The sequence below is a fragment of the Blautia sp. BIOML-A1 genome (assembly GCF_009883055.1).
Lineage (GTDB): Bacteria > Bacillota > Clostridia > Lachnospirales > Lachnospiraceae > Blautia_A.
Genome location: NZ_WWVR01000005.1, coordinates 1 through 26,891, shown reverse-complemented (window position 1 = coordinate 26,891; position 26,891 = coordinate 1). Strand labels below are relative to the sequence as shown.

Here is a 26,891-nt window from a genome sequence, read left to right as displayed (position 1 = left end):
ATAACAAGAAAGTACCGTAGTTCCAGGGACTGCGGTACTTTTCACTTTTTCACTTGATTTATATTCGTTGCACCAGCCTTGTATATCATGCAGGAAGAAAGAGATAACTATGGTATTACTAAAAAAAGTTAAAAAATCCTTACGGAAAATAGTTCCGGCAGGAAGAACCTATATAGATAAAAAATTCGAAGATCAAAAAAAGAACATTTTCAGTGAAATAAAAGAACAGAACATCGCATTGGAGGATGAACTCAGGAGTTCTCTGTCAGAATCGTATACGAAACAGCTGAAAGAGATGGAAAAGAGAATCCTCAGAGAAATGGAAGATTATTTTGAACAGCAGGAAGCCAGCCATGAGCTTCAGCAAAAAAAGACGCTGGAGATTCAGGATCAGATTGGGCGATTTCGTAAGGGAATGGAAAGAGAATTTGACCGAAGAGATAACTGGCAGAAAATGGCATCAGAAGTTGAACGGCTTGCAGAGGGACGTCAGGTTTGGGTGATAAAATGTCCTGCGACAGAGGGAATACTGAAATACCATTGGGGAGATTATTATTATGCACTGGCATTACAGAAATATCTGGAGCGAAAAGGCAGATATGTGATTCTGGATACCAGACAGGACTGGGGCTGTGATGAGGGTGCAGATGTAGTTCTTGTTTTACGTGGAAAATATTTTTACCGTCCAGACAGAAGAAACAAAAAATGCCTGTATATTATGTGGAATATCAGCCATCCGGATCAAGTATCCAAAGCAGAATATGAACTGTACGATGTAGTATGTGCAGGTTCCAGATATTTTGCAGAAAAATTGAAGAATAAAATAAAAGTTCCGGTAGTTCCGTTGCTTCAGTGTACAGATACGGAATTGTTCTGCCCGGAAGGCAAGAAGGATGAACTTCACAGCGATCAGTATATCTTTATAGGAAGTACAAGAGGTGTGATGAGAGATTGTGTTCTCTGGGCTGTAGAAGATGGAATGCCGTTACACGTGTGGGGCGGTGGATGGAAGGAAATGATTCCGGACCATACCGAAATAATAGAGGGAGATTTCAAAGAAAATGAAAAGCTTCCGGAATTATACAGGGCCGCAAAAGTAACTCTAAATGATCACTGGAAAGACATGCTGGAATATCAGATTATTAATAATCGGGTATTTGATGCACTGGCATGTGGACTGCCTGTTATTTCGGATGGTTGTCCTGAAATGAAAGAGATATTTCCGGACGCGGTTCTTTATTATGAAACCAAAGAAGAATTTGATGCCTGCGTTCAGAAAGCAGAAAAAGAATATTCCTCTTTAAAAGAAAAGGCACTTGAACAATTTGAAATGATAAAAAAAGAATATTCCTTTGAACGACGGGCAGAGGAACTGATAGAGATTGCAGAGAAATATGGAAAGAAAACAGAAGTATTATAACATAGAATTTCTTCGTTTTGCTTTTGCCATATGTATTGTGTATTTCCATCTGCTTCATTCATTTATGATGGATTATACAGGTGGATGTGATTTGTATCTGAGGCTTGCAGAGCAGTCGAAGTATGCGAAATATATTGTGGAATGTTTCTTTATCATATCGGGTTATTTCCTTTATCATACGATACGGAAACATCCGGATATGACAACGCAGAGTTTTGTTATAAGAAGAGTGATCCGCTTATGGCCTGCACTGGCATGTTCTATTATTATTTCGGCAGTATTTTTTGGAAAATCCATTTATGCATCTTTTGTAGACCTTTTGTTTCTTCAGTCCAGTGGACTTGCAACTGACTGGCAGGGTCTGAACTGGTATGTGTCGGCATTTTTTGTTGTAGAGATATTTTATTTTGTATTATACAAATGTTTTCATAATTCTTCAAAGATGAAACTTCTGATCTGTATGCTGATCTATTTTGGATATGAGATCAATATCAATGCCATGGATGGTGGATTTGGAAGGACAATGTTCCACGGTATTATCAATCTCGGAATGGCGCGTGCTGTGGCAGGAATCGGTCTGGGGTATATGTTTGCAATAGAATGGACGGATATTACAGAGAGATGGAAACAACAGAAATCATCGAGGGAAAGGCCGGATAACAGAGGATTCTGGATTATTTCTGCTCTTGAAATCCTGACGTTATCCATGCTGCTGGTTGATTTCTTTTACAGCAGGAAGGCGTACGAGAATCAGTTTATTGTGGTAATCCTTTTTCCGATATTTCTGGCCTGCCTTCTGACAAGAAAAGGCATCGTTTCCAGACTGACAGATTATAAATTTGTTGGCTTTCCGGGAAAATATGCATATTCTATTTATGTCATGCAGGAAGTCGCATTTGCGATTCTTAAGAGAACACTCTGGAAAAATACAGATTTTCTCTATGATTATCCGGTAGCAGCGATTGCAACGTCTGTTTTTTTGACAGCAGCATTGGGAATTCTGACTTACTATCTGGTGGAACAGCCCTCCGCCAGATTTCTGAAAAAAACATTACAGGATTATTTTTGAAAAAATCCTGCAATCTCCAGAATTAATCTTGGCAGATTGCAGGACTTTTTAAATTTATATTTGTTGCCTCTTTAAAAATAATGAATCGGAGTCAACACAAAATTGATAGGAGTTTTTGGAGGAGGACAATATATCCGGGAATCCTGGCTCGTCGCGGAGATTTTTAAATATTACGGAATGCTCATCACATGTCATACAGAACTGTAAGCGGGTTTGTCTGCGGAGCAGCCGCAGAGGAATTCTGACTTCGAAGTTCAGGAACTGAGACAGAAGAGTCCCGTCAAAGATAAAATCAGAAGATGTATCTGCAGACCAGTCACAGGGAAAAGTATGAGTCTTCAGTAAACCGTGCAGCCGGACATAAAGTGCAGAAGGATTTGGAAATCTTCTGTTGAATTTTACAGCACCTGTAAGTTTTAAATTGTTGTCTGAAATTTCAGCATGAAATAATTTCAGAAGGTAGGAGGAGGCAGGATAAAGCTTTAAACAGTCATACTGGAAAAAAATATCGTTGCTACAGTGTTTCAGGCTGCCTTTGCCGTGTTTGAGGGATATAATATAATCTTTCTGTTCGCGGGAAAGATTTCTCTGCTGTAGAATGATCTTATCATCAATGGATCGGAGAATTTCTCTCAGAAGCGTTCGGAATTCTTCATGTTCATCTGGTGACAGGATGGATGCAGGTATTTCAGGCACACCAAAACGACTCTGAAGATCATACATGACATTATATTGTACAAAAAGCGGAATCGAACCATATTTCTGTCTGGCAGTCTGAAGAGCCCACAGAAGATAGTCTTTCAGGCAGTCCAGATACCATTCTTTGTGCAGTTTTGTTCCGTTCAGGGCAGAATTCTGTGTGTTTCGGAAACGATAATAATAGCAGCCGGAAGGAACGATTCCATAGTATGGGTGTTCCAGAAGAAGCTGCATGATTACCTTCGCATCTTCTGCATAGCGAAGTGAAGTGTCGAAGGAATGTTCATTAAGTACTTCGCGTTTTATAAAAGAAGAGGCAATAGACATCTGTACATAAGAATACTGGGTATTCAGATTTATGATCTGGTTTTTGCCGTCTTTGTATTTGTAATTCAGCCGATGAGCAGTTTCTTTTTTTTCAAAAAATTGGATAGGAACAGATACAAGGCTGATCTGATCATCGACTGTGGAAAAAAAGTGATATACTGCAGACAGGGTGCAGGGAGAAAGTTTATCATCTCCATCCAGAAAATTCAGGTACCTTCCGGATGCAAGGGCAATTCCAGCGTTTCTGGCAGAGGCGGCCCCTCCGTTTGGCTTGTGCAGTACTTTGATATTATCCGGGTATAAAGTCTGATAGTGATCGCAGATTTTACCGGAAGAATCAGTGGATCCGTCATCAACAAGAATTAATTCAACAGAATCCTTAAAACCAATATCCTGACAGAGGATGCTTTCGATGGCTTCAGACAGATAGGAAGCCACATTATATACAGCGGTGATGACAGAAAATTTAAAAGAATATGTTTCAGATTTATGGTTCATAATACGATCTCCTCGTTTAAGATATCTGTATCATATCATAAAATGTTGAAATGAACCGGAAAATTATAAAAACATAAAAGATATTTAATATTGTTCAGAGATTCATAAATAAATTGTAAAATGTATACAGTCTATGTTATACTATATACACCTATATATAGAAAAAGCAAGGAGAGATCTATGAAGGACGAGGAGGAAAGGGATAATAAACGAGATATTTCCGTTATTATTCCTGTTTATAATGTCGAAAAATATATTGATCAGTGTCTGGACAGTCTTCAGGCACAGAGCTTTGACAATTTTGAAGTAATCTGTGTAGATGATGGTTCGCTGGATCACACAGTCGACAGAATCCGGGAACATATGAAGACAGATCCGAGGATCAGACTGATAGAGATGCCGCATTGTGGCCTGGCGGGAGTTATGCGCAACGAGGGAATTAAGCGGGCAGAGGGGAAATATTGTCTGTTCCTTGACGGAGATGATTTTTTTGAGAGAGATATGCTGAAGAAGACCTTTGAAAAGGCTGAAGAAGATCAGGCAGATATTTGTCTCTTTGATGCCAGACTTTATAATGAGAGAACAAAGGTATATAAAGAGATTGATTACATTATCCAGAAAGATTATCTTCCGGAAAGTATTCCGTTTAAGGGCAGAAGTTTTCCTTACATTTTGAATATCACCACAGGATGTCCGTGGAATAAACTGATCAGGAAGAGTCTGATCGATGAATATCAGCTTCAGTTTATGCCGCTGCATAGAAGCAATGATGTTTATTTTATCTTTATGGCATTGGCACTTGCAGAAAAGATTACAGTCGTGCAGGAGGTGTTTGTAAATTATCGGCAGTCGGGGAGCAGTCTTCAGGCAAATAATGTCAAAAGTCCCTGGGACTGGTATGAGGCATTAAAGGCATTGAAGCTTAAATTCGAAGAACTGCAGATTTACGAAGAACTGCGAAGCAGCTTTCGGAACCTTGCGTTTGGTGTCGGAATCTATAATTTGTGCTCCCTGAAATCAGGGGAAGCCTTTTGCAAGGTGTATGAACGGATGAAGCAGGAATTTTTTGAGGAGTTTGATCTGACAGATTTCAAAGAAGAAGAGTGCTACTCCTATAACAGCAAAAAATACGAAATCTATCGGAATATGATGCAATGCACAGCAGGAGAATATCTGTTTCTGGAGGTTCAGAAACTAAAACAGGAAAAATCATACTGGGTAGCCAGAGCCAAAAACGCTGAAAAAGAAAATAAAAATAAAAATCCGAAAGAAAGACTATCCTCACTGGCACATAAAGTGATGAGAAAATTCGGACGATAAGAATGCTTCTGTTCTCAAAATAAATATAATGTGATATCATGGTGAGACTGAGAACAGAGATTGTAGAAAATGAATGTTTGGAGGAAGGAAAATGGCAGTAAAAGTATCGGTGATCATTCCGGTATACAATGTAGAGAAATATCTTCGGGAATGTATAGACAGCATTCTGAATCAGACACTTCGAGATCTGGAACTTATCTGTGTAGATGACGGGTCGACGGATGGATCTCTGGAAATCCTGCATGAATATGAGAAAGCGGACAGCAGAGTCAAGGTGCTTACACAGCACAATATGGGAGCAGGCGCAGCAAGAAATAAGGGGCTGGCAATTGCGACCGGAGAGTATCTTTCATTTCTTGATTCGGATGATTTCTTTGCGTCAGGACTTCTCGAGGAGAGTTACAGAAGGTGTCAGGAAACAAGGGCAGAAATCTGCATATATCAGATTATGCGTTATAATGATACAACGCATGAGACATATTTTGACAAGGGATCTTTCCGGAAAGAAAATGCTCCCCGCAAGGAGGTTTTTTCTTACAAAGATATGCCGGAGCATATTCTTGATTCCTTTCAGAACTGGGCATGGAACAAACTTATCAGTCATGATCTGGTAAAACGGAATGGAATCAAATTCCAGGAAATTTTCAGAACGAATGATCTGTTCTTTGTTGCATCCTGTATGATGCTGGCAGAGAGAATTACGCTTCTCGAGAAAAAACTGGTATATTATCGTATAGGAATCAAAAACAACTGTCAGTCTACAAATTACAGATTTCCACTGGATTTCCTTAAGGCATTTTATGCAGTGCGTCAGTTCCTTGAAGAGCATGGAATGTATGCGGAGGTAGAACGAAGTTTTGTGAACAAGGCTGCATCCGGATGCGTATATAATCTGGCTTCCATCAAAGATCCAGAGGCCAGAGAATTATTATATAATGAACTGAAAGAAACTGGTTTTGAGAAGCTTGGAATTAAAGGTAAAGAAAAAAGTTATTTTTACGATGAAAAAATATATAAAAAATATCAGGAGATTTGTATGAACAGTTTTGAAGAATTTGAGATTAAGAATGGTTCCAAACCGGAAAAGAGAAAATATTTACAGAAGAAATTCCTTGTAAAAACAGAAAATCCTAAAGTTTCTATTATCGTGCCTATATACAATGTGGAAGATTACCTTGAAGAATGCATGGAAAGCATAGTAAGACAGACTCTGGAAGATATTGAGATCATCTGCATCAACGATGGTTCAACAGACAGTTCCATGGAGATTCTCAGCAGATATGCAGACAATGATTCGCGTATCATTGTTGTTGACAAGAAAAATGAAGGTTATGGGATTGGAATGAACATTGGTCTGGAACGTGCAACCGGTGAATATGTAGGTATTGTCGAGCCGGATGATTATGTTCCGCTTGATATGTATGAAGATCTGTATCTTAAAGCAAAAGAATATGAGCTTGATTTTGTAAAGGCAGATTTCTTCCGTTTCAAGACAGCTCCAAATGGAAATATGGAACTTGTGTACAATCATCTGACAGGAACAAAAGAGGATTATAATGTTGTATTTAATCCAAGCAATACACCGGAAGCTCTTCGTTATGTCATGAATACATGGAGTGGTATCTACAAAAATGATTTCCTGCGAAAATACAATATCCGTCATCATGAGACACCAGGAGCTTCTTTCCAGGATAATGGCTTCTGGATCCAGACATTCTGCTTTGCTTCAAGAGCTATGATCCTGGACAAGCCGTATTATATGAATCGAAGAGACAACCCGAATTCCTCCGTAAACAGTCCGGAAAAGGTATATTGTATGAATGAGGAATACAAATATATTAAGGGAATTCTGAGCAAAGATCCTGAATTGTGGGACAGATTCAAATACCATTATACATTAAAGAAATTCCAGAACTATATCTTCACATTAAACAGAATCAATGTTCGTTTCAAAAAACAGTACGTGCAGGATATCTGTGATGAACTGACAGAGGCTGAGAAAATCGGTGAACTCGACAGAGATATTTTTACGAAGGCAGACAGAGAAAAACTGGACTTGCTCCTCGCAGACCCGGAAGTTTTCTATATGACATATTGTTCAAATACAAATGTTAAAATGAAAAAGCGTGTAGAAGAACTGGAAAGTTCAACAACCTGGAAGGTAGGAAAGGCAATTATGTATCTTCCAAGACAGGTTAAGATCAGATTAAAGAAGAATAAGAAATAATTATTTTTCGTATTCAGGAGATGGCAGATGTAATATGCAGATGCAAAAGGTGTCTGCATTATAAATTTCACAGGAGGATTGGTTTCATGAACAAACATTACGATTATCTGGTAGTAGGAGCAGGTCTTTATGGCGCTGTATTTGCGCATGAAGCGAAAAAAGCAGGCAGATCAGTACTTGTTATCGACAAGCGTCCAAACATTGCCGGAAATGTATATACAGAAGACATGGAGAAGATTCATGTGCATAAATATGGTGCACATATCTTTCATACCAACAACAAAAAAGTATGGGATTATATCACACAGTTTGCGGAGTTTAATCGTTTTACAAACAGCCCGGTAGCAAATTATCATGGAGAGTTGTATTCCCTTCCGTTTAATATGTATACTTTCAATAAAATGTGGGGTGTGGTGACACCACAGGAGGCAGCTGCCAAGATTGAAGAGCAGAAGCGTGAAGCAGGTATCACAGAGCCAAAGAATCTCGAAGAACAGGCTGTTTCCCTTGTGGGAAGAGATATCTTCGAAAAACTGATCAAAGGATATACAGAGAAGCAGTGGGGAAGAAGCTGTCAGGAGCTTCCGGCTTTTATCATCAAGAGACTGCCGGTACGTCTGACCTTTGATAACAATTATTTTAATGCATTGTATCAGGGAATTCCGATGGGTGGATATACGAAGATGGTTGCGAATATGCTGGAGGGCATTGAAGTCCGTCTGGAGGAAGACTATCTTGAGAAAAAGGATGAGTGGGATGCACTTGCCGATAAGGTGGTTTACACAGGACCGATCGATGCATACTTTGACTATCAGATGGGATATCTGGAATACCGTTCTGTACGATTTGAGACAGAACTTCTTGATACACCGAATTTCCAGGGAAATGCAGCAGTCAATTACACGGATGCAGAAACTCCGTGGACCAGGATCATTGAACATAAATGGTTTGAATTCGGCAAGGATGATGAGGGACAGGATATCCCTAAAACAGTGATCAGCCGGGAGTACAGTTCTGAATGGAAACCGGGAGATGAACCGTATTATCCGGTAAATGACGAGAAAAACGGAACATTGTATGAGAAATACAGAGGTCTTGCTGCGAAGGAAGAGAAGGTAATCTTTGGCGGTCGTCTGGGCGAATACAAATATTATGATATGGATGCGGTGATTGCCTCTGCACTTGCGATGTGTGAGAACGAACTCTGATTAGCTTACGGCAATGGAGTGAACAGTAATAAAATGTGACAAAAATATGAAATTCTAATGAAAATTATATTGCAACCATTCCGGAAAGCTGTTATAGTAAAACTCGTAAATAAAGGAAGACTATGATTTTTATGGATGAAACATAAGTAAGGAGTTTTTTTATGAGAAAAGCCACGATGAACAGGTGGAAAGGAATTGTTTTTTTAACGTTGTTGTTCGGAATTCTGTTTCTGGCAGGCAGCAGACCGATGTCAGTCGAGGCTGCTAACACGAAGAAATGCAAGGTTGTCTTTGCAAATTCCAATGGTGTAGTTTCCAATGATACGTTCCGTAAATGGGCCAAAACCGTAGACAAGGGAAGTTATATAGAACTTCCTAAGGTAACACGTTCTGGTTATAAATGCGTGTGGGTGGAGAAGAACGGAAACAAAGAATTGAAGTATTCTGTTGGAAGACGCGTTAAGATCACCAAAAACACAAAGTTCTGTCTGCGTTATTATAAGCTTTATACAGTACGGTATTATACCATGAATGGAAACAAGGAGTATGTCAGTCTTCGGGAACAGGCATATAAGGGGCAGATACTGTCAGCACCTTTGTATCCAAATGCAGTCGGATATAAATTCCTCGGCTGGAGTACATCCGTGAATGGAAAGAAAGTCATAAAAGAGGGAGATAACATACGTGTAAGCGGCAATATGAAATTTTATATTGTCGGAAAGAAAATCTCCGGGGTTAATCTGCGTAAATATGATGGAACGATGTGGAAGGTTATGGATACCAGTTCCGGAAATGCAACTTTCCCGGCAGTGAACCTTAACAGTGCGAATATGTGTCTGGGCTGGTCACGTACGAAAGGAAAGACAACAGATCCTGAATATAAGGCAGGAGATAAGATTCCTACCAAAACAGGAAATTATTATATGGTTATATTTTCCGTGAAACAGGATCGGGCACCGTCCTCTATCAGAAAACCAACGAAACATGAGATGGTTTATTTTGTAGGCGACTCAAGAACTGTTTTTATGGAGAGGGCTCTGGGAAATTCTGCTCCTTCAAATGTAGATTTTGTATGCGAAACCGGTCAGGGACTCACCTGGTTCAAAGAAACAGGATACAGAGAACTGGTACGTAAACTGGCCAGACAGTCCAGAAATACCAGGAAAGCAGTAATCATAAATCTTGGAGTCAATGATCTGCAGAATATTAACGGATATGTGAGCTACATGAAAGCCGTGGCAACTAATCTGAAGAAGAACTATAACTGTGAGATGTATTATCTGTCAGTGAATCCGGTAAACAGTGCTGTGATCAGAGCAAATGCAGGATATGTGCGGACAGAAGCACAGATTGCTTCTTTTAATAAGACAATCTATCAGAAGTTGTGTAATGGCAGCAAACGTTCTTTCACTTACATTAATACCTGTACAAATCTGCAGAAATATGGATGGATCAGCAACCGGTTTAATACAGGTGTGAATGACGGACTTCATTATTCAACGGAAACAACTCTTCGTATTTATGACTATTGTATCAGGAAATTAAATTCCTGATCTATCATTGAAATCAGAGAGGAATCTTATAACATGAGACGAGTAATCACATACGGAACGTTTGATCTGCTTCATTATGGACATATTAATCTTCTGCGTCGTGCCAGACAGCTTGGAGATTATCTGATCGTTGGCCTTTCTACAGATGAGTTCAACTGGAACGAAAAGCAGAAGAAATGTTATTTTTCCTACGAAAAACGAAAACAGCTTCTGGAGGCAATTCGATATGTGGATCTTGTGATTCCGGAAGAAAACTGGGAGCAGAAGCGTTCCGATGTAAAAGAATATCATGTAGATACGTTTGTCATGGGAGATGACTGGGAAGGAAAGTTTGATTTTCTTAAGGAAGAGGGCTGTGAGGTTGTTTATCTGCCGCGTACGCCTGAGATTTCCAGCTCTCAGATCAAAGAGGATCTTCATACAATCGAAAAACAGAAATAATGACTGGCCGGGGATCATACCCCGGTCAGTTCTTTTAAAGAATGAAACTCATAACCCATTTCTTCCCATTTGGTAAGAAGTTCATCCAGAATTTCGGCATTGGTGGAAGAAGTGTTGTGAAGGAGGACAATTGCTCCGGGATGAATGCGCGTCAGCAGTTTCTGAAAAGCTTCTTCTCTGGAGGGCTGCTGATCCTGGATCCAGTCGACATAGGCAAGACTCCAGAAAAAGGTGGAGTATCCCAGTTCTTTTGCCATCGAGAGGTTTTCTGTGTTGTAGATACCGCGTGGAGGACGGTAAAATTTTGTCATAGCCTCCCCGGTCAGCGAGGTATATAATTCTTCCACATCCTGAAGTTCTTTTTGGAAAGCGTCCATTGAGGAAATCTGTGGCAGATCGGGATGTGTCATAGTGTGATTCCCTATGATGTGGTCGTCTGCCAGGATGCGTCTGATCAGATCAGGATTATCTTTTATAAAATTGCCGACTACAAAAAAGACAGCAGGTGCCTGATGCTTTTTCAGTGCATCAAGGATTGCCGGAGTATTTCCGTTTTCATATCCGGCATCAAAGGTCAGATAAATGATTTTCTGGTCTGTATCACTGGCATAGTAGGCATTGTACTGTTTAAGATCATCGATGGAGGCGTTTCCGGCAGGACGCTTCCCCTCCTCCTGAAAGCTTAATCCCCAGCCCGTGGACTGAGCAGCAGAAGAAGTTTCTTGGGAACGGGGAATTTGCCCGGTGAAAACACCCAGCATACTGCCAAGAATAAAGGCAGTGACCATCAGAAGAAGAAAGCGAAGAAAAAAGGAGTTTTTCAGGCGGCGAAGGAAACGAGAAACATAAGATAGCATGGAAATCTCCGGCGGACTTTTGATTTAATATATGCGCAAGGGCAAAAAAATAGAGCCATCAGATGAATGATTTAATCTGGTGGCTCTTTTACTGTTCATTGTCCAATGGAACGTACCTCCTGTTTTTTTATAAAACTTCTGGAATTGTTATAAGATTATGTTTCTGGTGGTCCGTACCTCACTTTCTTAAATTATGATGTATTAAGATTTACGTTTCTGGTGGTCTGTACCTTCCTTTCTTAAAATAGGGTAGTTCATTTAAGTTTTCGGTGGTCTCACGCCTTTCTGTTTGTTTTTTGTTTTCGTTCCTTTGTTTTATGTACTTAATATAACAGATAAAACTTGAAATGTCAACAATAAAAAATAAAAATTTTAAATAAAATATTTTGTATACTGCAAACAATAAAAATAAAATGCAATTATCAGAAAATACGCAAGGAATAAAACAGGATGGCTCCTGCATAGAAACAGAAGTCTGAGGGAAAACTATCCGTATCATTTAATGAAGGAGGTATTCTCATGCTGCGTTATTTACCTGTACGCAGGATTCATGCAAGACAGATTCTGGATTCCAGAGGAGTTCCTACCGTAGAGGTGGAGGCCACTGTAGGAGAGGGAATCATTGGAATTGAGGGATATACGGCGAGGGCGATCGTGCCTTCCGGGGCATCGACGGGAAGGTTTGAAGCAATAGAACTTCGGGATGGAGAAAAAGGCTGCTATCTTGGCCTTGGCGTACAAAAAGCAGTGGAAAATGTAAATACAAGACTTGCAGAAGTGATTGTAGGAGAAAATGCACTGGATCAGGTGCGAATCGATGAACTTCTGATACGGGCAGATGGAACAGAAAATAAAGCAAGTACAGGAGCCAATGCTGTACTGGGAGTATCCATGGCAATTGCAAGAGCGGCGGCAATGGCGTTGAGGATCCCGCTGTATCAATATCTGGGAGGCTGTCATACGAAAAAACTCCCTGTTCCTATGATGAATATTATGAATGGAGGAAAACACGCGGATAATACCGTTGATCTGCAGGAATTTATGATCATGCCCTGTGGTGCCGGAAGCTTTGAGGACGGGATTCGAATGTGTGTGGAAATCTATCAGTTTCTAAAAATCCTTCTTCGAGAAAAGGGACTTTCTACAGCAGTCGGAGATGAAGGCGGTTTTGCACCGGACCTTAAAGACTCCGAAGAGGTTCTGAGAATGATTGTGGAAGCGGTTGAAAAGGCAGGATATGAACCAGGAAAGGATATTTTTATCGCTATAGATGCAGCTGCAAGTGAACTGTACGATGAAGAGCTGGGAGTATACCGCTTCCCGGGTGAAAGCAAGATGAAAGACAGGGAGATTCTCAGGGATGCGAAAGAAATGATAGAGTATTATGAGAAACTGCTGGAAAAATTTCCGCTCATATCTATCGAGGACGGTCTTCAGGAAGATGACTGGGAAGGATGGAAGACAATGACAGAGCGTCTTGGTTCCAGAATCCAGCTTGTAGGGGACGACCTTTTTGTGACAAATGTCAAGAGACTTGCCTGTGGGATCAGGCTTCAGGCAGCGAATGCGATTCTGATCAAGGTAAATCAGATCGGAACATTAAGCGAAGCGATCGATGCTGTCAAAATGGCTCAGCAGGCGGGGTATCGGACGATCATCTCACATCGATCCGGGGAAACCGAAGATTCGTTTATCGCGGATCTTGCGGTGGCAGTCGGAGCAGGACAGATCAAAACCGGTGCACCATGCCGGTCGGACAGGAATGCAAAATATAATCAGCTTCTCAGGATCAGTGAGATGCTTGCGGAAACTGCAATTTATGAAAATCCATTTCCAAAAGAGAAATCAGAAAGCTGAAATGGATATTACAGGGATCAGATTGTAACTGTTCACAGGCAGAGTTGCTGTGAACGGAGTGAACAGTAACATCCGATTCTGTCTGCAGAGCACAGAATCGGATTTTTTGCCCTGAAACTTATTCGAAAACGGTTGAAATTCAAAGGGCAGTATGGTACAATATTTTGCAGTTGATTAGGAGGTGTAACCGAGGTGCAGATTTTAAGAACGATACTGACTATTATTTTTGCTATAGATTGTATTGCACTGACTGTTGTTGTCCTGATGCAGGAAGGCAAGCAGCAGGGTCTGGGTGGAACAATTTCCGGTGCCGCAGATACATACTGGGGAAGAAACAAGGGACGTTCCATGGAAGGCGGACTTGTGAGAGCAACTACGATCATGGCAGTGTTATTTTTTATACTGGCAGCTGTTTTAAATATGAATTTTTAGAAATCAAGTAACTATTCAGAAGGTAGTATCCCACGAGGTGTTTTGGCGTATTTTTTGCCAAAATCCCGAGACATACAAGGCAAAATGCCATCACCGAAGGTGATTTGGAATGCATTTTGACTCGTGACTGTGAGGGTACTGAACAGTTACGAAATCAAAGGAAACACTCTTGTATAAATTACAAGAGTGCTTTTTTTTCATAATAGAGGAGCACATAAGTGGGCAGAAAGAAAATCTGGGAAAAGAAAAAGAAATTTTCCAAACAAAAAAAGACAGACAAGAATAAATTTAAATTAAAGAAAAGAGATCTCAGAGAACTTGAAAAGAAAGGTCTGGTTAAAGAGGGAATGTTCATCGGCAACCAGAAGGGCTTCGGCTTTGTAGAGCTTGAGGATGAAGAGGATGATATCTTTATACCGGCAAATGCGGTGGGAACTGCTATGCACCAGGATACGGTGCGGGTTCTTGTGAAGGAAAAAAACGGCGGAGGGAAGCGTCAGGAAGGCAAAATTATTGAAATCCTGGAGCGTGGCACGACAGAGGTCGTCGGTACCTTCCAGAGAGAACGGGATTATGGATTTGTGCTCTGTGATAATCAGAAATATGCAAAGGATATCTACATCGCGGCCAAGAACTCAAAGGGAGTCCGTGATGGAGATAAGGTTGTTGCGGAAATTATTGATTACGGTGATGAGAGGCACAAGCCGGAGGGCAGGATCAAGGAGGATATGGGAAGTATCAATGCTCCTGGAACGGATATCCTGGCAATCGTAAAGAGCTTTAATATTCCGTCTGAATTTCCACCGAAGGTGATCACACAGGCACAGCGTGTGCCGGATCACGTACTCGATGCTGACCGGGATGGCAGAACCGATCTTACACATCTCCAGACAGTAACCATTGACGGAGAGGATGCAAAGGATCTTGACGATGCGATTTCTCTTTCAAAAGAAGGGGATATTTATCATCTCGGAGTCCACATTGCAGATGTAAGCAATTATGTTCAGGGAGGAAGCGCACTGGACAGAGAGGCTCTTAAGAGAGGAACCAGTGTCTATCTTGCAGATCGCGTGATCCCGATGCTTCCTGAGAGACTGTCCAATGGCATTTGTTCTCTGAACCAAGGAGAAGACAGACTGACTTTAAGCTGTCTTATGGATATTGACAGGAGCGGACAGGTGGTTTCGCACGAAATCTTAGAAACGATCATCCGTGTAGACCGCAGGATGAGCTACACACAGGTTCGCTGTATTTTAGAGGATGGAGATACAGAGACAAAGCGTGAATATGAAGAATTTGTACCGATGTTTTTCCTGATGAAAGAGCTTTCAGAACTTCTCAGGAGCCGGAGACATCACAGAGGTTCGATCGACTTTGATTTCCCGGAGAGCAAGATCACACTTAATGGTGCGGGCAGGGCAATCGATGTGCAGCCGTATGAAGCAAATGTGGCGACAGAGATTATAGAGGATTTTATGCTGATGGCCAATGAAACGGTAGCCAGGGAGTACTGTCAGGGTGATTACCCGTTTGTATATCGTACCCATGAAACACCGGATCCTGAGCGTGTGGAAAGTCTTCTGACACTTCTTCGAAATCAGGGTGTTTCGGTACAGAAGGCAGGGGAAGAAATCACCCCAAAGGAAATCCAGGAGATTCTGGAAAGCATCCATGGTCTTCCGAACGAAACCATGATCAGCAGACTAACTCTTCGGACAATGAAGCAGGCAAAATATACGACGCAGTGCAGCGGACATTTTGGTCTTGCAGCGAAATACTACTGTCATTTTACATCTCCGATCAGAAGATATCCGGATTTACAGATTCACCGTATCATTCGTGATAATATAAGGGGAAGACTTCAGAGAGAGGGAAAGACAGAGCATTACAGGGAAATACTTGAGACCGTTGCCGAACAGTCCAGCGTATGTGAGAGAAGAGCACAGGAGGCAGAGCGGGAGTCAGACCGCCTCAAGAAAGCGGAATATATGTCCTACCATCTCGGGGAAGAATACGAAGGTATTATCTCAGGAGTAACCGCTTATGGCTTCTATGTGGAGCTTCCGAATACAGTTGAGGGACTGGTTCATGTGACAAGTCTTAGAGATGATTATTATTCCTATAATGAAGAGACATATGAGTTAAGCGGAGAATTAAGCAAAAAGGTCTATCATCTTGGACAGAAGGTCAGAGTTCGGGTGGCCGATGCAGATGCTCTGAGAAGAACGGTAGATTTTACCGTTGTCGAGTAAAGGAGGATTTTATGGCGAAAACAACAGGAATCAAGCTGATTGCCAACAACAAAAAAGCCTTTCATGATTATTTTATAGAAGATACCTATGAGGCAGGTATTTCTCTGGCCGGAACAGAGGTAAAATCTCTTCGCATGGGTAAGTGCAGTATCAAGGAATCCTTTATCCGTGTGGAGAGGGGCGAGGTATATATTTACGGTATGCATATCAGCCCTTATGAAAAGGGAAATATTTTTAATAAGGATCCGCTGCGTGTGCGCAAACTGCTCCTGCACAGATATGAGATAAATAAGATTGAGGGAAAACTTCAGGAGAAGGGGCTTACCCTGGTCCCTCTGAAGGTATACTTCAAGGGAAGCCTTGTGAAGGTTGAGATCGGCGTGGCACGTGGTAAGAAATTATATGACAAGCGACAGGATATTGCCAAAAAAGATCAGCGCCGGGAAGCAGAGAGAGAGTTTAAGGTTAAAAATCTGTAACTTTAAAAATTGTATGAATTTTGAGACATTTGGTTGACAAGAATCTGAGACTCTGTATAATTAAAGATAACTGTAACTATATGAAGATTTGGATAGATGAATCATGACATCACAGAATAATGCGTAATAGGAAACAGGAGGGATAGATATGTTTAAAAAACGTTATTTGGCCATTGCAGGATTTGCTGTACTGCTTATAGCAGCAACAGGATGCGGCAAGAAGAACACAACAGAACAGACGCCAGTCCAGGTAACGCCTACTGAAACTCCTCAGGCGACGCCTACAGTTACGATAGAGCTTGTAAATATGGAAGAAACGACGGAGAAGAATGTAATTGGTGAGAAGACTGCGACAGCATCTAAGCTTGCCATTGTAAACCGCACCGGTTCAGAAATCGCTGCTATTTATATTCGAGAGACACCGACAGATGCCTCTGAGGATGAAGACGAGGATGACAGTACAGATGAATGGGGCAATGATCTTGTAAATGGCATGTTTACACTGAAGAATGGTGAAAATGCGATTTATTATTATCAAAAGCCGTCCTCAGCAAAAACAACTTATGATATCCGCATTACCTACACCGATGAGGATGCAAACGAGTGCTTCTTCAGAAATCTTCCGTTGGCATCCATAAAGCAGATCACTTTGCGTATGGATGGAAAGGGTGAGGATGCAATTCCGTATGCAACTTATCTTACAACAAATGCCACGAAGGAAGTTTCTACATTAAATGAGGTTAAGAAGAGACTGGGACTGGATTCAGACAGTGAAGATCTGACTCCGACTCCGGAGCAGGACAGTGAGGATCCGACCCCGACCCCGGAGGCATCAGATCCGGAGCCAACACAGGCACCTTCAGATGATGATAACAATAACAACAATAATAATAACGACGGTGATGATAACACAGATACAAGACCGACAGATTCTACGATCCAGACTGCAGAAGACTATATCGGCAAATCTCTGGATGATCTGATTTCTGCAATCGGGGATTCGGTTTCCTCAGAATATGATGAGGATCCGGACAATGGCACAAGCGGATATTATTATTATAATAATTTCACGGTTTCAACAACTGTAGATCCTGACGGAAACGAAATCGTTACAGGTGTATGGTAAAGAACAGTAGCGGTTCGCTCAGAGAAACGTACAAAGAAATACTGGTGCGGATGCATCGGGGGAAAGGATAAACAATATGAAGAGAATTTTACTGAAATTAAGCGGAGAAGCTCTGGCGGGAGCAGAAAAGAAGGGATTTGATGAGGCTACAGTCATTGCCGTTGCAAAGCAGATCCGTACGATCGTAGAAGAGGGAACACAGGTAGGAATCGTTATCGGTGGAGGAAACTTCTGGAGAGGACGTACCAGTGAAACAATCGACCGTAACAAGGCAGATCAGATCGGTATGCTGGCTACAGTTATGAACTGTATCTATGTTTCCGATATCTGCAGATATCTCGGACTTCGCACAGAGATTTTCACACCGTTTGTATGTGGTGCATTTACCAGCCTGTATTCAAAGGATGCAGTGGAGGAAGGATTTGCACAGGGTAAGGTTCTGTTCTTTGCAGGCGGTACAGGCCATCCGTATTTTTCTACAGATACAGCAACGGTACTTCGTGCTGTTGAGATCGAGGCAGAGGCAATTCTTCTTGCCAAAGCAGTGGACGGAATCTATGACAGCGATCCGAAGGTGAACCCAAATGCTGTAAAATACGATGAGATCAGCATTCAGGAGGTTGTTGACAAGAAGTTGGCAGCTATGGACCTTACAGCTTCTATCATGTGCCTGGAGCAGAAAATGCCGATGCTTGTTTTCGGACTTGAAGAAGAAAACAGTATTATCAATACTGTTCACGGTAAATTCAACGGTACAAAAGTAACTGTATAGTTCTTTAAACGGAGTGAGCAGTAACACTGTATAAGTAACCGTCAGTGAACAGAACAGTTAGCTGTATAAAATAAATCATCATAAAAGGGAGATTTGACAAATGGATGAAAGAGTTCAGAAATATGAGCAGAAGATGACCAAGACACTGAAAGGCTTTGAGGAGGAGCTGACAACGATCCGTGCAGGACGTGCGAATCCGCATATTCTTGACAAGATCATTGTAGATTATTATGGAAGCCCGACACCGATCCAGCAGGTGGCAAACATCACTGTACCGGAAGCACGTATGATTCAGATCCAGCCATGGGAAGCAAGCCTGATTAAAGGAATTGAAAAAGCAATCCTTACATCTGATCTTGGTCTGAATCCGAACAATGATGGTAAGCTGATCCGTCTGGTGCTTCCGGAACTTACAGAGGAGCGTCGTAAAGAACTGGTAAAAGACGTCAAGAAAAAAGGTGAGGCAGCCAAGGTTGCTGTCCGCAATGTTCGCCGTGATGCAAATGATGCATTTAAGAAACTTGCAAAACAGGATGTTTCTGAGGATGAAATCAAAGATCTTGAGGATGCTGTACAGAAACTGACAGATCAGTTCATCAAGAAGATCGATGCTGCAGTAGATACCAAAGCAAAAGAAATTCTGACTGTATAATCCCGGTCAGGACTGAGAGGAGAGGGAGAGCCGGCAAAAGGCTCTCTTTCTGTTGTATAAAATTTACCAGAGAAAAAGAGGAGAATCTTATGAAAGTACCAAATCATATTGCCATTATCCTTGATGGAAACGGCAGGTGGGCAAAGGCAAAGGGAATGCCCAGAGGATACGGACATATTAAGGGATGTGCAAATCTGGAGACGATCTGTGACGATATCAAAGATCTTGGTGTAAAATATCTGACAGTCTATGCTTTTTCTACAGAGAACTGGAAACGTTCCAGGGAAGAAGTTGAGGGACTTATGAAACTGTTCAGAAGTTATCTTAAGAAGTGCATGAAGAGTGCCGAGAAGAATCATATGCGTGTCAAGATAATCGGCGATCCGTCTGCTTTTGCACCGGATATCCAGGATAAGATCCGTCAGTTGGAAGAATTTTCCAAGGATTATGACGAACTTTATTTTCAGATCGCACTGAATTACGGAAGTCGTGATGAGATTGTCAGAAGTATCCGTAAGCTTGCGGCTGATGTGGCAGACGGCAAGGTTGCACCGGATGCGATCGATGAGTCCTGCTTCGAAAACTATCTGGATACTGCCGGGGTGCCGGATCCGGATCTTCTGATCCGAACAAGCGGAGAGCAGAGATTATCTAATTTCCTGATGTGGCAGCTTGCATACACAGAGTTTTATTTTACAGATGTTCCGTGGCCGGATTTTCATAAGAAAGAGCTGATCGAAGCGATTGAGAAATATAATGCAAGAGACCGGAGATATGGCGGAGTCAAGGAGGAGTAATTATGTTTAAAACACGACTGATCAGTGGCATCTTTCTGGTAATTGCAGCGCTTCTGACGATCATCAGCGGAGGATATGTGCTCTTTGTGACTCTGCTCTGCGTTTCTCTTCTCGGGATCCAGGAACTTTACAAGGCTATGGAAGTCCATAAGGATGGAATCGGACTTCTGGAAATGGCAGGATATCTGGGTGCAGTTTTGTATTATGCATCTCTGCTTCTGGATTTTGAGAGATATGGAATGATGGCGGTTCTTCTGGGGCTGGTGCTTCTGATGTTTGTATATGTATTCACATACCCCAAATATGAGGCAGACCAGGTGATGTCAGCGTTTTTTGGAATCGTATATGTGGCGGTCATGCTGTCTTTTATCTTTCTTACCAGAAATCTGGAGGGAGGAAAATTTATTGTATGGCTGATCTTCCTTTGCTCCTGGGGCTGTGACACCTGTGCTTATTGTGTGGGAATGCTGATCGGAAAGCATAAGATGGCACCGGTGTTAAGTCCAAAGAAATCCATAGAGGGAGCTGTCGGCGGTGTTGTCGGAGCAGCAGCACTTGGTGCGATCTATGCGGCAGTCACTCATGGACCAGGTGTGGAATATGCAGTGATCTGTGCAGTTGGAGCTCTGATCTCCATGGTAGGAGACCTGGCCGCATCTGCGATCAAGAGAAACAGGGGAATCAAGGATTATGGCAAACTGATACCGGGGCACGGAGGAATTCTGGACCGGTTTGACAGTGTGATCTTTACTTCTCCGATCATCTTTTATCTTGCAAAGATGCTTCTTGGTTTATAAATTTCGGATGGAAGGAGGAATTTTGTTATTATGAAAAAAATAGCAATCTTAGGTTCTACAGGCTCTATTGGAACACAGACACTGGATGTTGTTTGTGCAAATAAGGATATTGAAGTTCTGGGTATCAGTGCGGGGAGGAACATTGAGAAGCTGGAAGAGCAGATCAGGGAGTTTTCTCCGAAGCTGGCAGCTGTCTGGGATGAGAAGGCAGCAGAAGACCTCGCACAGAAAATCCAGGACACTGATACAAAAGTAGTGTCAGGGATGGATGGACTTCTTGAACTGGCGGCCATGCCGGGAACAGAAATCCTTGTAACAGCAATCGTAGGAATGCTTGGTATCCGTCCTACGATCGAGGCGATCCGTGCGGGTAAGGATATTGCTCTGGCAAATAAAGAAACCCTGGTAACTGCAGGACATCTGATCATGCCGATGGCAAAGGAGTACGGAGTAAAAATCCTTCCGGTTGACAGTGAGCACAGTGCGATCTTTCAGGCTCTGAATGGAGAAGACAGCAAAGAAATACATAAGCTTCTGATCACGGCATCCGGAGGTCCGTTCCGTGGCAGAAAGAGAGATGATCTTGAAAAGGTGACTCTTGAGGATACCCTGAAGCATCCGAACTGGGTAATGGGACAGAAGATCACAGTAGATTCCGCGACTCTGGTAAATAAAGGCCTTGAGGTCATGGAAGCCAAATGGCTTTTTGGGGTGGATCTTGATCATATTCAGGTGGTGGTCCAGCCGCAGAGTGTGATCCATTCCATGGTGGAGTTTGAGGATGGTGGCATCATTGCTCAGCTTGGAACACCGGATATGCGCCTTCCGATCCAGTATGCACTCTATTATCCGCACAGAAGATATCTTGCCGGCGACCGCCTTGATTTTGCGAAGCTTGGCCAGATAACTTTTGAAGAGCCGGATATGGAGACCTTCCTGGGACTTCCGATGGCAATCAGGGCTTCCAGAGAGGGCGGCTCCATGCCGACGGTATTCAATGCAGCAAATGAGCTTGCAGTAAAGAAATTCCTGCATCGAGAGATCAGATTCCTGGATATTTATGATATCATCGGGCAGGCTATGGAAAGACATAAAAAAATCGAATATCCAAAGTTAGAGGATATTCTTGCAGTAGAAAACGAGACTTATCAGTGGATTGAAAGCAGGTGGTAAATTGAAGATTCTGATTGCGATCATCATGTTCAGTGCAATCATTTTGATACATGAGCTGGGACATTTCCTTCTGGCCAAAATAAATGGAATCAGTGTAACAGAGTTTTCACTTGGCATGGGACCAAGGCTGTTCAGCATCCAGAAGGGAGAAACACGTTATTCCGTGAAACTGCTGCCTCTGGGCGGTTCCTGTGCGATGGTCGGTGAGGATACCGCGGAGGAAGAGCTTCCGGGATCTTTTAATGTAGCCCCGGTCTGGGCGAGAATCTCTGTTGTGGCAGCAGGACCGGTATTTAATTTTATTCTTGCATTTATTCTGTCCGTGATCATTGTAGGATTTGTCGGTTATGATCCGGCAGAGATCATGGATGTCCAGAAGGACTCGGCAGCAGAGACGGCAGGGCTTGAAACCGGAGATGTTATTACAGAGTATAATGGATATCATGTGGACCTGGCGAAGGATCTGTATGTTTACAGCTATCTGAATGAACTGAAAGAGGGGGACACTGTCATACTGAAAGTGCGCCGTGACGGCGAGACAAAGGAAATCCAGTATACACCAGATGTATCTGTGAGATATCTCCTTGGATTTAACCGCTCGGATGCTTCTTCCATGACAGTAGAATCTCTGATCGCGGGAATGCCTCTTGAAATGGCCGGTCTGCAGCCGGGAGATACGATCACGGCAATCAACGGAACGGAGATCGCAGATGGAGAAGCATACGATGCCTATCTCAAAGAGCATCCACTCTCTGATGAGCCGGTGGAGATTACCTATGTGCGTGATGGACTGGATTATACGGCGACGATCACACCGCAGGAATACCGTACACCACAGCTGGGCTTTTCTTACAATCTTGGTTACGAGAAAACCAGTGGACTGGGCGTGCTGAAATATGGTGTTCTGGAAGTGAAGTATATGATTCGTACGACACTTCTGAGTCTGAAGCAGCTGGTTACCGGAAGCCTTGGATTTAAAGATTTGAGCGGACCGGTGGGAGTTGTTGATGCGATCGGAACGACTTACGAAGAGAGTAAGAGCGAGGGTACACTGATGCTCTGGATGAACCTGTTGAATATGGCAGTATTTCTGTCAGCAAACCTTGGGGTTATGAACCTTCTGCCTCTTCCGGCACTGGACGGAGGAAGACTGGTCTTTCTGGTCATCGAAGCAATTCGAAGAAAACCAATCAACCGGGAAGTAGAAGGAATGGTCCATTTTGCGGGGTTGATGCTTCTGATGGCGTTGATGGTTGTGGTCATGTACAATGACATCCTGAAAATTTTCTGACATCCGGCAGTCTGACAAACTGCCGGATATACAGTGACGGCGCAGGTTTTGACTTAATAGTTGGGAATAAGAAGTGAATTGGAGATTATGAGATATAAATATATGGCAGCGGTTGTATTCTCGGCTCTGCTTCTGGGTGGCAGTATCTGCCATCCGACAGGGGAGATCCTGGCGGCAGAACAGCAGGAGAATGCAGAGGACGACCTGAATTATGAAACCGATACCCTGAAAGTAAATATAGAACAGAAAGATACAGGATATACGAAATACTGGATCGCTCATGTGCAGACATTTAGTACAAAGCAATTGAAATCTGCCTTATGCGGAGGAACCTATGGAAATCCGCGAAAGACAACTTCAGAAGAACTTGCAGCCCACGATGGAATCATTGGTATTAACGGAAGCGCGTTTTCCTATGGCTCAGGGGAGCCGGCACCAGGCAAGACGATGATCAAAGACGGTCGTGTCTACAATGATGTCAGCTCAAATGGAAACATTTTCTGTGTCACAGAAGATGGAGGGATGTTTACCGCGGCAGCAGGAATGACAACAAAAGATCTTCTGAATCGTGGTGTGCAGGATACCTATTGCTTTGGACCGACTCTTGTAGAAAATGGCAAGGCCTGTGAAATTTCAGGACAGTTTCACCAGACTGCCCGATATCAGAGGGCAGCTGTTGGAATGGTAAATCCGGGAGATTATTATCTTGTGGTCGTAGACGGTAAGGGATATGGCGGTTCCCAGGGAATGACTTATCAGGAATTGCAGCAGATTTTTCTGGATGTGAACTGTGATTATGCCTATAATCTGGACGGCGGCGGTTCGGCAACTCTGGTTTTCCAGGGAAAAGTGCTGAATATGCTGACCGACAAAGGAAAAGAGAGAGCCTGCGGAGATATCCTTTATTTTGTGGATGCAGGCAGCGGCTCAGAGGGGAAAGACATTGTCGTACATGAAGAGGAAGGAATGATCCATTCTGCCGGAGATTCTATATGGTGATTTTTTGATGTGATGATGAGAGGGAAAGAGTTTAAAGCTGATAAGCTTTGAATTCTTTCCCTTTTTATGTTCAGTGTCTCTGCATTGCAGGAACATTCAGTTATTGCCAGGTGTTTTCTGCTTCGTTGAGCTTTTCTTTAAGAATCTGCTCAAGGCCAGTGAATGCAGGAAGAAAGCTGTCACGGATCAACATGATCATTTCATCAATTTCTTCTTCGTTATATATATGAACGGATGTGTTTCTTTTTTTCAACATCAGTAACCAAACTGCGGAGTCATTCAGAAAACCGATTTTGTAAGCAAGCTGCAAAATTTCTCTTGGAGAACCGGTCACAGAACCTTCAACACCATGGAGTTTCATTATTTCCTGCAGAGCTTTCCAGGCAAGTTCAAAAGTCAGATTAAATTGTCCTATGATGCCTGTTCTGTAGATATCATTCGTTTCTGCAAGCTTAAAATCAGCATTTCTTAATATGGAAAGACAGTTTGAGAAGTTATCAAGCTTTTTCATAAATAACAACACCATCCTTTTTGATTTCTTTCTCCAGTTCATTTGAAATGAATCCATCTGCCTGTACAATATCAAACATCAGAAGAGAGTTTGTTTTTTCTTTTACATCCCAGTAAAAACTGTCAAAATCTCCCCCATATACAGCAATGTCTACATCGCTTCTTTCGGTATTGGTGCCTCGTGCACGAGAGCCGAATAATATGATTTTATCGATGGAATATTTTTGCGCAAAAGAAGATAGTTCTCTTAAAATCCGGTCCGGCAGATTATAGTTCATTGCAACAACCTCCATGTTTAATACAGAATAAAAAGTGCAATCAGGATTCTTTTTTCAGCATAACATATTTTTGGGGGATAAACAAGCGTTGAAAAAGTTTGTGATCGCACTGAATCTTCAGATTGATGAAAATATCTGTTCCATGTATGACTATTTTGAGATATTTCTTGACAGAATGATGTTCTGCAGAAAATTAGCAGAGATCATCCGGAACAGGGAGAAGTGATATGCTCCCACCACTTAAATTATAAATTTTGAAGTGGGGGCTTCTTGCTCAATGGCTCTATTGAGCCAAGTATCTACAAGCTATCCTCGCGTACCCCGCGATTTTTATAAGTCCGGATACGGACTTTGTATTGTGCTGTCATGCACATTCTGCAAAGATTCTTTTTCCCTCATTCATGAGGTTCACTGCTGCATTTACATCACGGTCCATTCTGTTTCCGCATTCACAGTAATAAAGCCTTTTAGATAAAGACAATTCGGCTTTTTTCTTTCCGCATACACTGCAAATCTTACTGGATGCAAAATAACGATCTACTTTTATCAGATATTTTCCTCGTTCCTCCAGTTTATATTCCAGCATAGNGTGACATGCTCCTACCACTTAAATCATAGATTTTGAAGTGGGGGCTTCTTGCTCAATGGCTCTACTGAGCCAAGTATCTACAAGCTATCCTCGCGTGCCCCACGATTCTTATAAGTCCGGATACGGACTTTTTATTGTGCTGTCATGCACATTCTGTAAAGATTCTTTTTCCCTCATTCATGATGTTCACTGCTGCATTTACATCACGATCCATTCTGTTTCCACATTCACAGTAATAAATTCTTTCAGATAAAGACAATTCGGCTTTTTTCTTTCCGCATACACTGCAAATCTTACTGGATGCAAAATAACGATCTACTTTTATCAGATATTTTCCTCGTTCCTCCAGTTTATATTCCAGCATAGACAGGAACAGGCCATATCCATTATCATGTACGCCTTTTCCAAAATGAAGTCCTCCTGCCATCCCTTTCAGATTCAGATCTTCCACGCATACTGCATCGTAGTTCTCTGCAAGACCTGCACTGAGTTTATGCTGAAAATCTTTTCTCTGATTTCGGATCTTTTCATGACACAGTGCAACCCGTTTCTTCTGTTTTTCATAATTCCGACTGCCTCTCTGACATCTGGACAGTTTCCGCTGTTCCCGTGCAAGCTTTTTCTCTGTATTCCGGTAGAACATCGGATATCCGGCTCTTTCACCGGTAGAAAATACACACATCCCATGCATGGCAAAATCAATCCCCAGAAATTTTTCTGCNGATTTTGAAGTGGGGGCTTCTTGCTCAATGGCTCTACTGAGCCAAGTATCTACAAGCTATCCTCGCGTGCCCCACGATTCTTATAAGTCCGGATACGGACTTTTTATTGTGCTGTCATGCACATTCTGTAAAGATTCTTTTTCCCTCATTCATGATGTTTACTGCTGCATTTATATCACGGTCCATTCTGTTTCCGCATTCACAGTAATAAAGCCTTTTAGATAAAGACAATTCGGCTTTTTTCTTTCCGCATACACTGCAAATCTTACTGGATGCAAAATAACGATCTACTTTTATCAGATATTTTCCTCGTTCCTCCAGTTTATATTCCAGCATAGCCAGAAACAGGCCATATCCATTATCATGTACGCCTTTTCCAAAATGAGGTCCTCCTGCCATCTCTTTCAGATCCAGGTCTTCCACACATACTGCATCATAGTTCTTTGCAAGACCTGCACTGAGTTTATGCTGAAAATCTTTTCTCTGATTTCGGATCTTTTCATGACACAGTGCAACCCGTTTCTTCTGTTTTTCATAATTCCGACT

General features: G+C 42.1%; 27 protein-coding genes. 20 read left to right on the top strand and 7 right to left on the bottom strand.

Features of this window, described 5'->3' with window-relative positions:
- Positions 1-109: 109 nt before the first annotated feature.
- Positions 110-1,420 carry a glycosyltransferase family protein gene (locus GT674_RS03865; RefSeq protein ID WP_161284516.1) on the top strand — a complete coding sequence of 437 codons (1,311 nt, stop codon included), beginning with the start codon at positions 110-112 and terminating at the stop codon, positions 1,418-1,420.
- Positions 1,395-2,489 (top strand): acyltransferase family protein, encoded by a 1,095-nt coding sequence (locus GT674_RS03860; RefSeq protein ID WP_161284515.1) that lies wholly within the window; start codon positions 1,395-1,397, stop codon positions 2,487-2,489. The genes GT674_RS03865 and GT674_RS03860 overlap by 26 nt, the downstream gene beginning before the upstream one ends.
- Before the next feature lie 54 nt (positions 2,490-2,543).
- Here the strand turns inward: GT674_RS03860 and GT674_RS03855 are convergent, their stop codons facing one another.
- Positions 2,544-4,013, bottom strand: coding sequence for a glycosyltransferase family 2 protein (locus tag GT674_RS03855; protein ID WP_161284514.1), 1,470 nt, complete (start codon positions 4,011-4,013; stop codon positions 2,544-2,546).
- 180 nt (positions 4,014-4,193) lie between these two features.
- On the opposite strand from GT674_RS03855, the gene GT674_RS03850 reads away from it, so the two are divergent.
- From GT674_RS03850 to tagD, 5 genes are all read left to right on the top strand, one after another.
- Positions 4,194-5,333, top strand: a complete 1,140-nt coding sequence (locus GT674_RS03850) for a glycosyltransferase family 2 protein (RefSeq protein WP_161284513.1) — start codon at positions 4,194-4,196, stop codon at positions 5,331-5,333.
- Positions 5,334-5,424: 91 nt separating this feature from the next.
- Entirely contained in the window at positions 5,425-7,560 is a 2,136-nt protein-coding gene (locus tag GT674_RS17345) for a glycosyltransferase (protein WP_161284512.1), read from the top strand.
- 86 nt (positions 7,561-7,646) lie between these two features.
- Positions 7,647-8,768 carry a UDP-galactopyranose mutase gene (gene glf / locus GT674_RS03840; protein ID WP_161284511.1) on the top strand — a complete coding sequence of 374 codons (1,122 nt, stop codon included), beginning with the start codon at positions 7,647-7,649 and terminating at the stop codon, positions 8,766-8,768.
- Between the two features lie 161 nt (positions 8,769-8,929).
- Positions 8,930-10,321 carry an InlB B-repeat-containing protein gene (locus GT674_RS03835; protein WP_161284510.1) on the top strand — a complete coding sequence of 464 codons (1,392 nt, stop codon included), beginning with the start codon at positions 8,930-8,932 and terminating at the stop codon, positions 10,319-10,321.
- 33 nt (positions 10,322-10,354) lie between these two features.
- Positions 10,355-10,762 carry a glycerol-3-phosphate cytidylyltransferase gene (gene tagD / locus GT674_RS03830; protein WP_161284509.1) on the top strand — a complete coding sequence of 136 codons (408 nt, stop codon included), beginning with the start codon at positions 10,355-10,357 and terminating at the stop codon, positions 10,760-10,762.
- A 14-nt stretch (positions 10,763-10,776) separates the two neighbouring features.
- Here tagD and GT674_RS03825 read toward each other — a convergent pair whose 3' ends face one another.
- Positions 10,777-11,619, bottom strand: a complete 843-nt coding sequence (locus tag GT674_RS03825; protein ID WP_161284508.1) for a polysaccharide deacetylase family protein — start codon at positions 11,617-11,619, stop codon at positions 10,777-10,779.
- A gap of 519 nt (positions 11,620-12,138) precedes the next feature.
- Here GT674_RS03825 and eno point away from each other — a divergent pair.
- From eno to GT674_RS03765, 12 genes are all read left to right on the top strand, one after another.
- Positions 12,139-13,476 carry a phosphopyruvate hydratase gene (gene eno, locus GT674_RS03820; protein ID WP_161284507.1) on the top strand — a complete coding sequence of 446 codons (1,338 nt, stop codon included), beginning with the start codon at positions 12,139-12,141 and terminating at the stop codon, positions 13,474-13,476.
- Positions 13,477-13,668: 192 nt separating this feature from the next.
- Entirely contained in the window at positions 13,669-13,908 is a 240-nt protein-coding gene (secG, locus tag GT674_RS03815; RefSeq protein ID WP_161284506.1) for a preprotein translocase subunit SecG, read from the top strand.
- 218 nt (positions 13,909-14,126) lie between these two features.
- Entirely contained in the window at positions 14,127-16,160 is a 2,034-nt protein-coding gene (rnr, locus tag GT674_RS03810; protein WP_161284505.1) for a ribonuclease R, read from the top strand.
- Positions 16,161-16,171: 11 nt separating this feature from the next.
- Positions 16,172-16,639: an SsrA-binding protein SmpB gene (smpB, locus tag GT674_RS03805; protein ID WP_161284504.1), complete on the top strand. Its 468-nt coding sequence runs from the start codon at positions 16,172-16,174 to the stop codon at positions 16,637-16,639.
- 148 nt (positions 16,640-16,787) lie between these two features.
- Positions 16,788-17,765 carry a hypothetical protein gene (locus tag GT674_RS03800; RefSeq protein WP_161284503.1) on the top strand — a complete coding sequence of 326 codons (978 nt, stop codon included), beginning with the start codon at positions 16,788-16,790 and terminating at the stop codon, positions 17,763-17,765.
- 76 nt (positions 17,766-17,841) lie between these two features.
- Complete coding sequence (gene pyrH, locus GT674_RS03795; protein WP_161284502.1) at positions 17,842-18,537, top strand: UMP kinase; 696 nt, start codon at positions 17,842-17,844, stop codon at positions 18,535-18,537.
- Between the two features lie 100 nt (positions 18,538-18,637).
- The gene (frr, locus tag GT674_RS03790) at positions 18,638-19,189 is read left to right on the top strand and encodes a ribosome recycling factor (RefSeq protein WP_161284501.1); all 552 of its coding nucleotides are present in this window, start codon (positions 18,638-18,640) and stop codon (positions 19,187-19,189) included.
- Between the two features lie 56 nt (positions 19,190-19,245).
- Positions 19,246-19,986 (top strand): isoprenyl transferase, encoded by a 741-nt coding sequence (locus tag GT674_RS03785; protein ID WP_161284596.1) that lies wholly within the window; start codon positions 19,246-19,248, stop codon positions 19,984-19,986.
- Positions 19,987-19,988: 2 nt separating this feature from the next.
- A complete protein-coding gene (locus tag GT674_RS03780) occupies positions 19,989-20,783 on the top strand; it encodes a phosphatidate cytidylyltransferase (protein ID WP_161284500.1) in 795 nt (264 codons plus the stop codon).
- Positions 20,784-20,813: 30 nt separating this feature from the next.
- A complete protein-coding gene (locus GT674_RS03775) occupies positions 20,814-21,956 on the top strand; it encodes a 1-deoxy-D-xylulose-5-phosphate reductoisomerase (RefSeq protein ID WP_161284499.1) in 1,143 nt (380 codons plus the stop codon).
- A gap of 1 nt (position 21,957) precedes the next feature.
- Positions 21,958-23,247: an RIP metalloprotease RseP gene (gene rseP / locus GT674_RS03770; protein WP_161284498.1), complete on the top strand. Its 1,290-nt coding sequence runs from the start codon at positions 21,958-21,960 to the stop codon at positions 23,245-23,247.
- Positions 23,248-23,334: 87 nt separating this feature from the next.
- On the top strand, positions 23,335-24,246 hold the full coding sequence (locus GT674_RS03765; RefSeq protein ID WP_161284497.1) for a phosphodiester glycosidase family protein: 912 nt from the start codon (positions 23,335-23,337) through the stop codon (positions 24,244-24,246).
- Between the two features lie 100 nt (positions 24,247-24,346).
- Here the strand turns inward: GT674_RS03765 and GT674_RS03760 are convergent, their stop codons facing one another.
- Complete coding sequence (locus tag GT674_RS03760) at positions 24,347-24,757, bottom strand: HI0074 family nucleotidyltransferase substrate-binding subunit (RefSeq protein WP_161284496.1); 411 nt, start codon at positions 24,755-24,757, stop codon at positions 24,347-24,349.
- Positions 24,744-25,034, bottom strand: coding sequence for a nucleotidyltransferase family protein (locus GT674_RS03755; protein ID WP_161284495.1), 291 nt, complete (start codon positions 25,032-25,034; stop codon positions 24,744-24,746). The genes GT674_RS03760 and GT674_RS03755 overlap by 14 nt, the downstream gene beginning before the upstream one ends.
- Before the next feature lie 88 nt (positions 25,035-25,122).
- On the opposite strand from GT674_RS03755, the gene GT674_RS03750 reads away from it, so the two are divergent.
- Entirely contained in the window at positions 25,123-25,260 is a 138-nt protein-coding gene (locus tag GT674_RS03750; protein ID WP_330585459.1) for a hypothetical protein, read from the top strand.
- Positions 25,261-25,398: 138 nt separating this feature from the next.
- Here the strand turns inward: GT674_RS03750 and GT674_RS03745 are convergent, their stop codons facing one another.
- The 3 genes from GT674_RS03745 to GT674_RS03735 form a co-directional block, all read right to left on the bottom strand.
- A complete protein-coding gene (locus tag GT674_RS03745; protein WP_243149050.1) occupies positions 25,399-25,620 on the bottom strand; it encodes a transposase in 222 nt (73 codons plus the stop codon).
- A 145-nt stretch (positions 25,621-25,765) separates the two neighbouring features.
- Positions 25,766-26,374 carry an RNA-guided endonuclease InsQ/TnpB family protein gene (locus tag GT674_RS03740; RefSeq protein ID WP_330585464.1) on the bottom strand — a complete coding sequence of 203 codons (609 nt, stop codon included), beginning with the start codon at positions 26,372-26,374 and terminating at the stop codon, positions 25,766-25,768.
- An 85-nt stretch (positions 26,375-26,459) separates the two neighbouring features.
- On the bottom strand, positions 26,460-26,891 hold a 432-nt coding region (locus GT674_RS03735), incomplete at its 5' end, for an RNA-guided endonuclease InsQ/TnpB family protein (protein ID WP_243149049.1).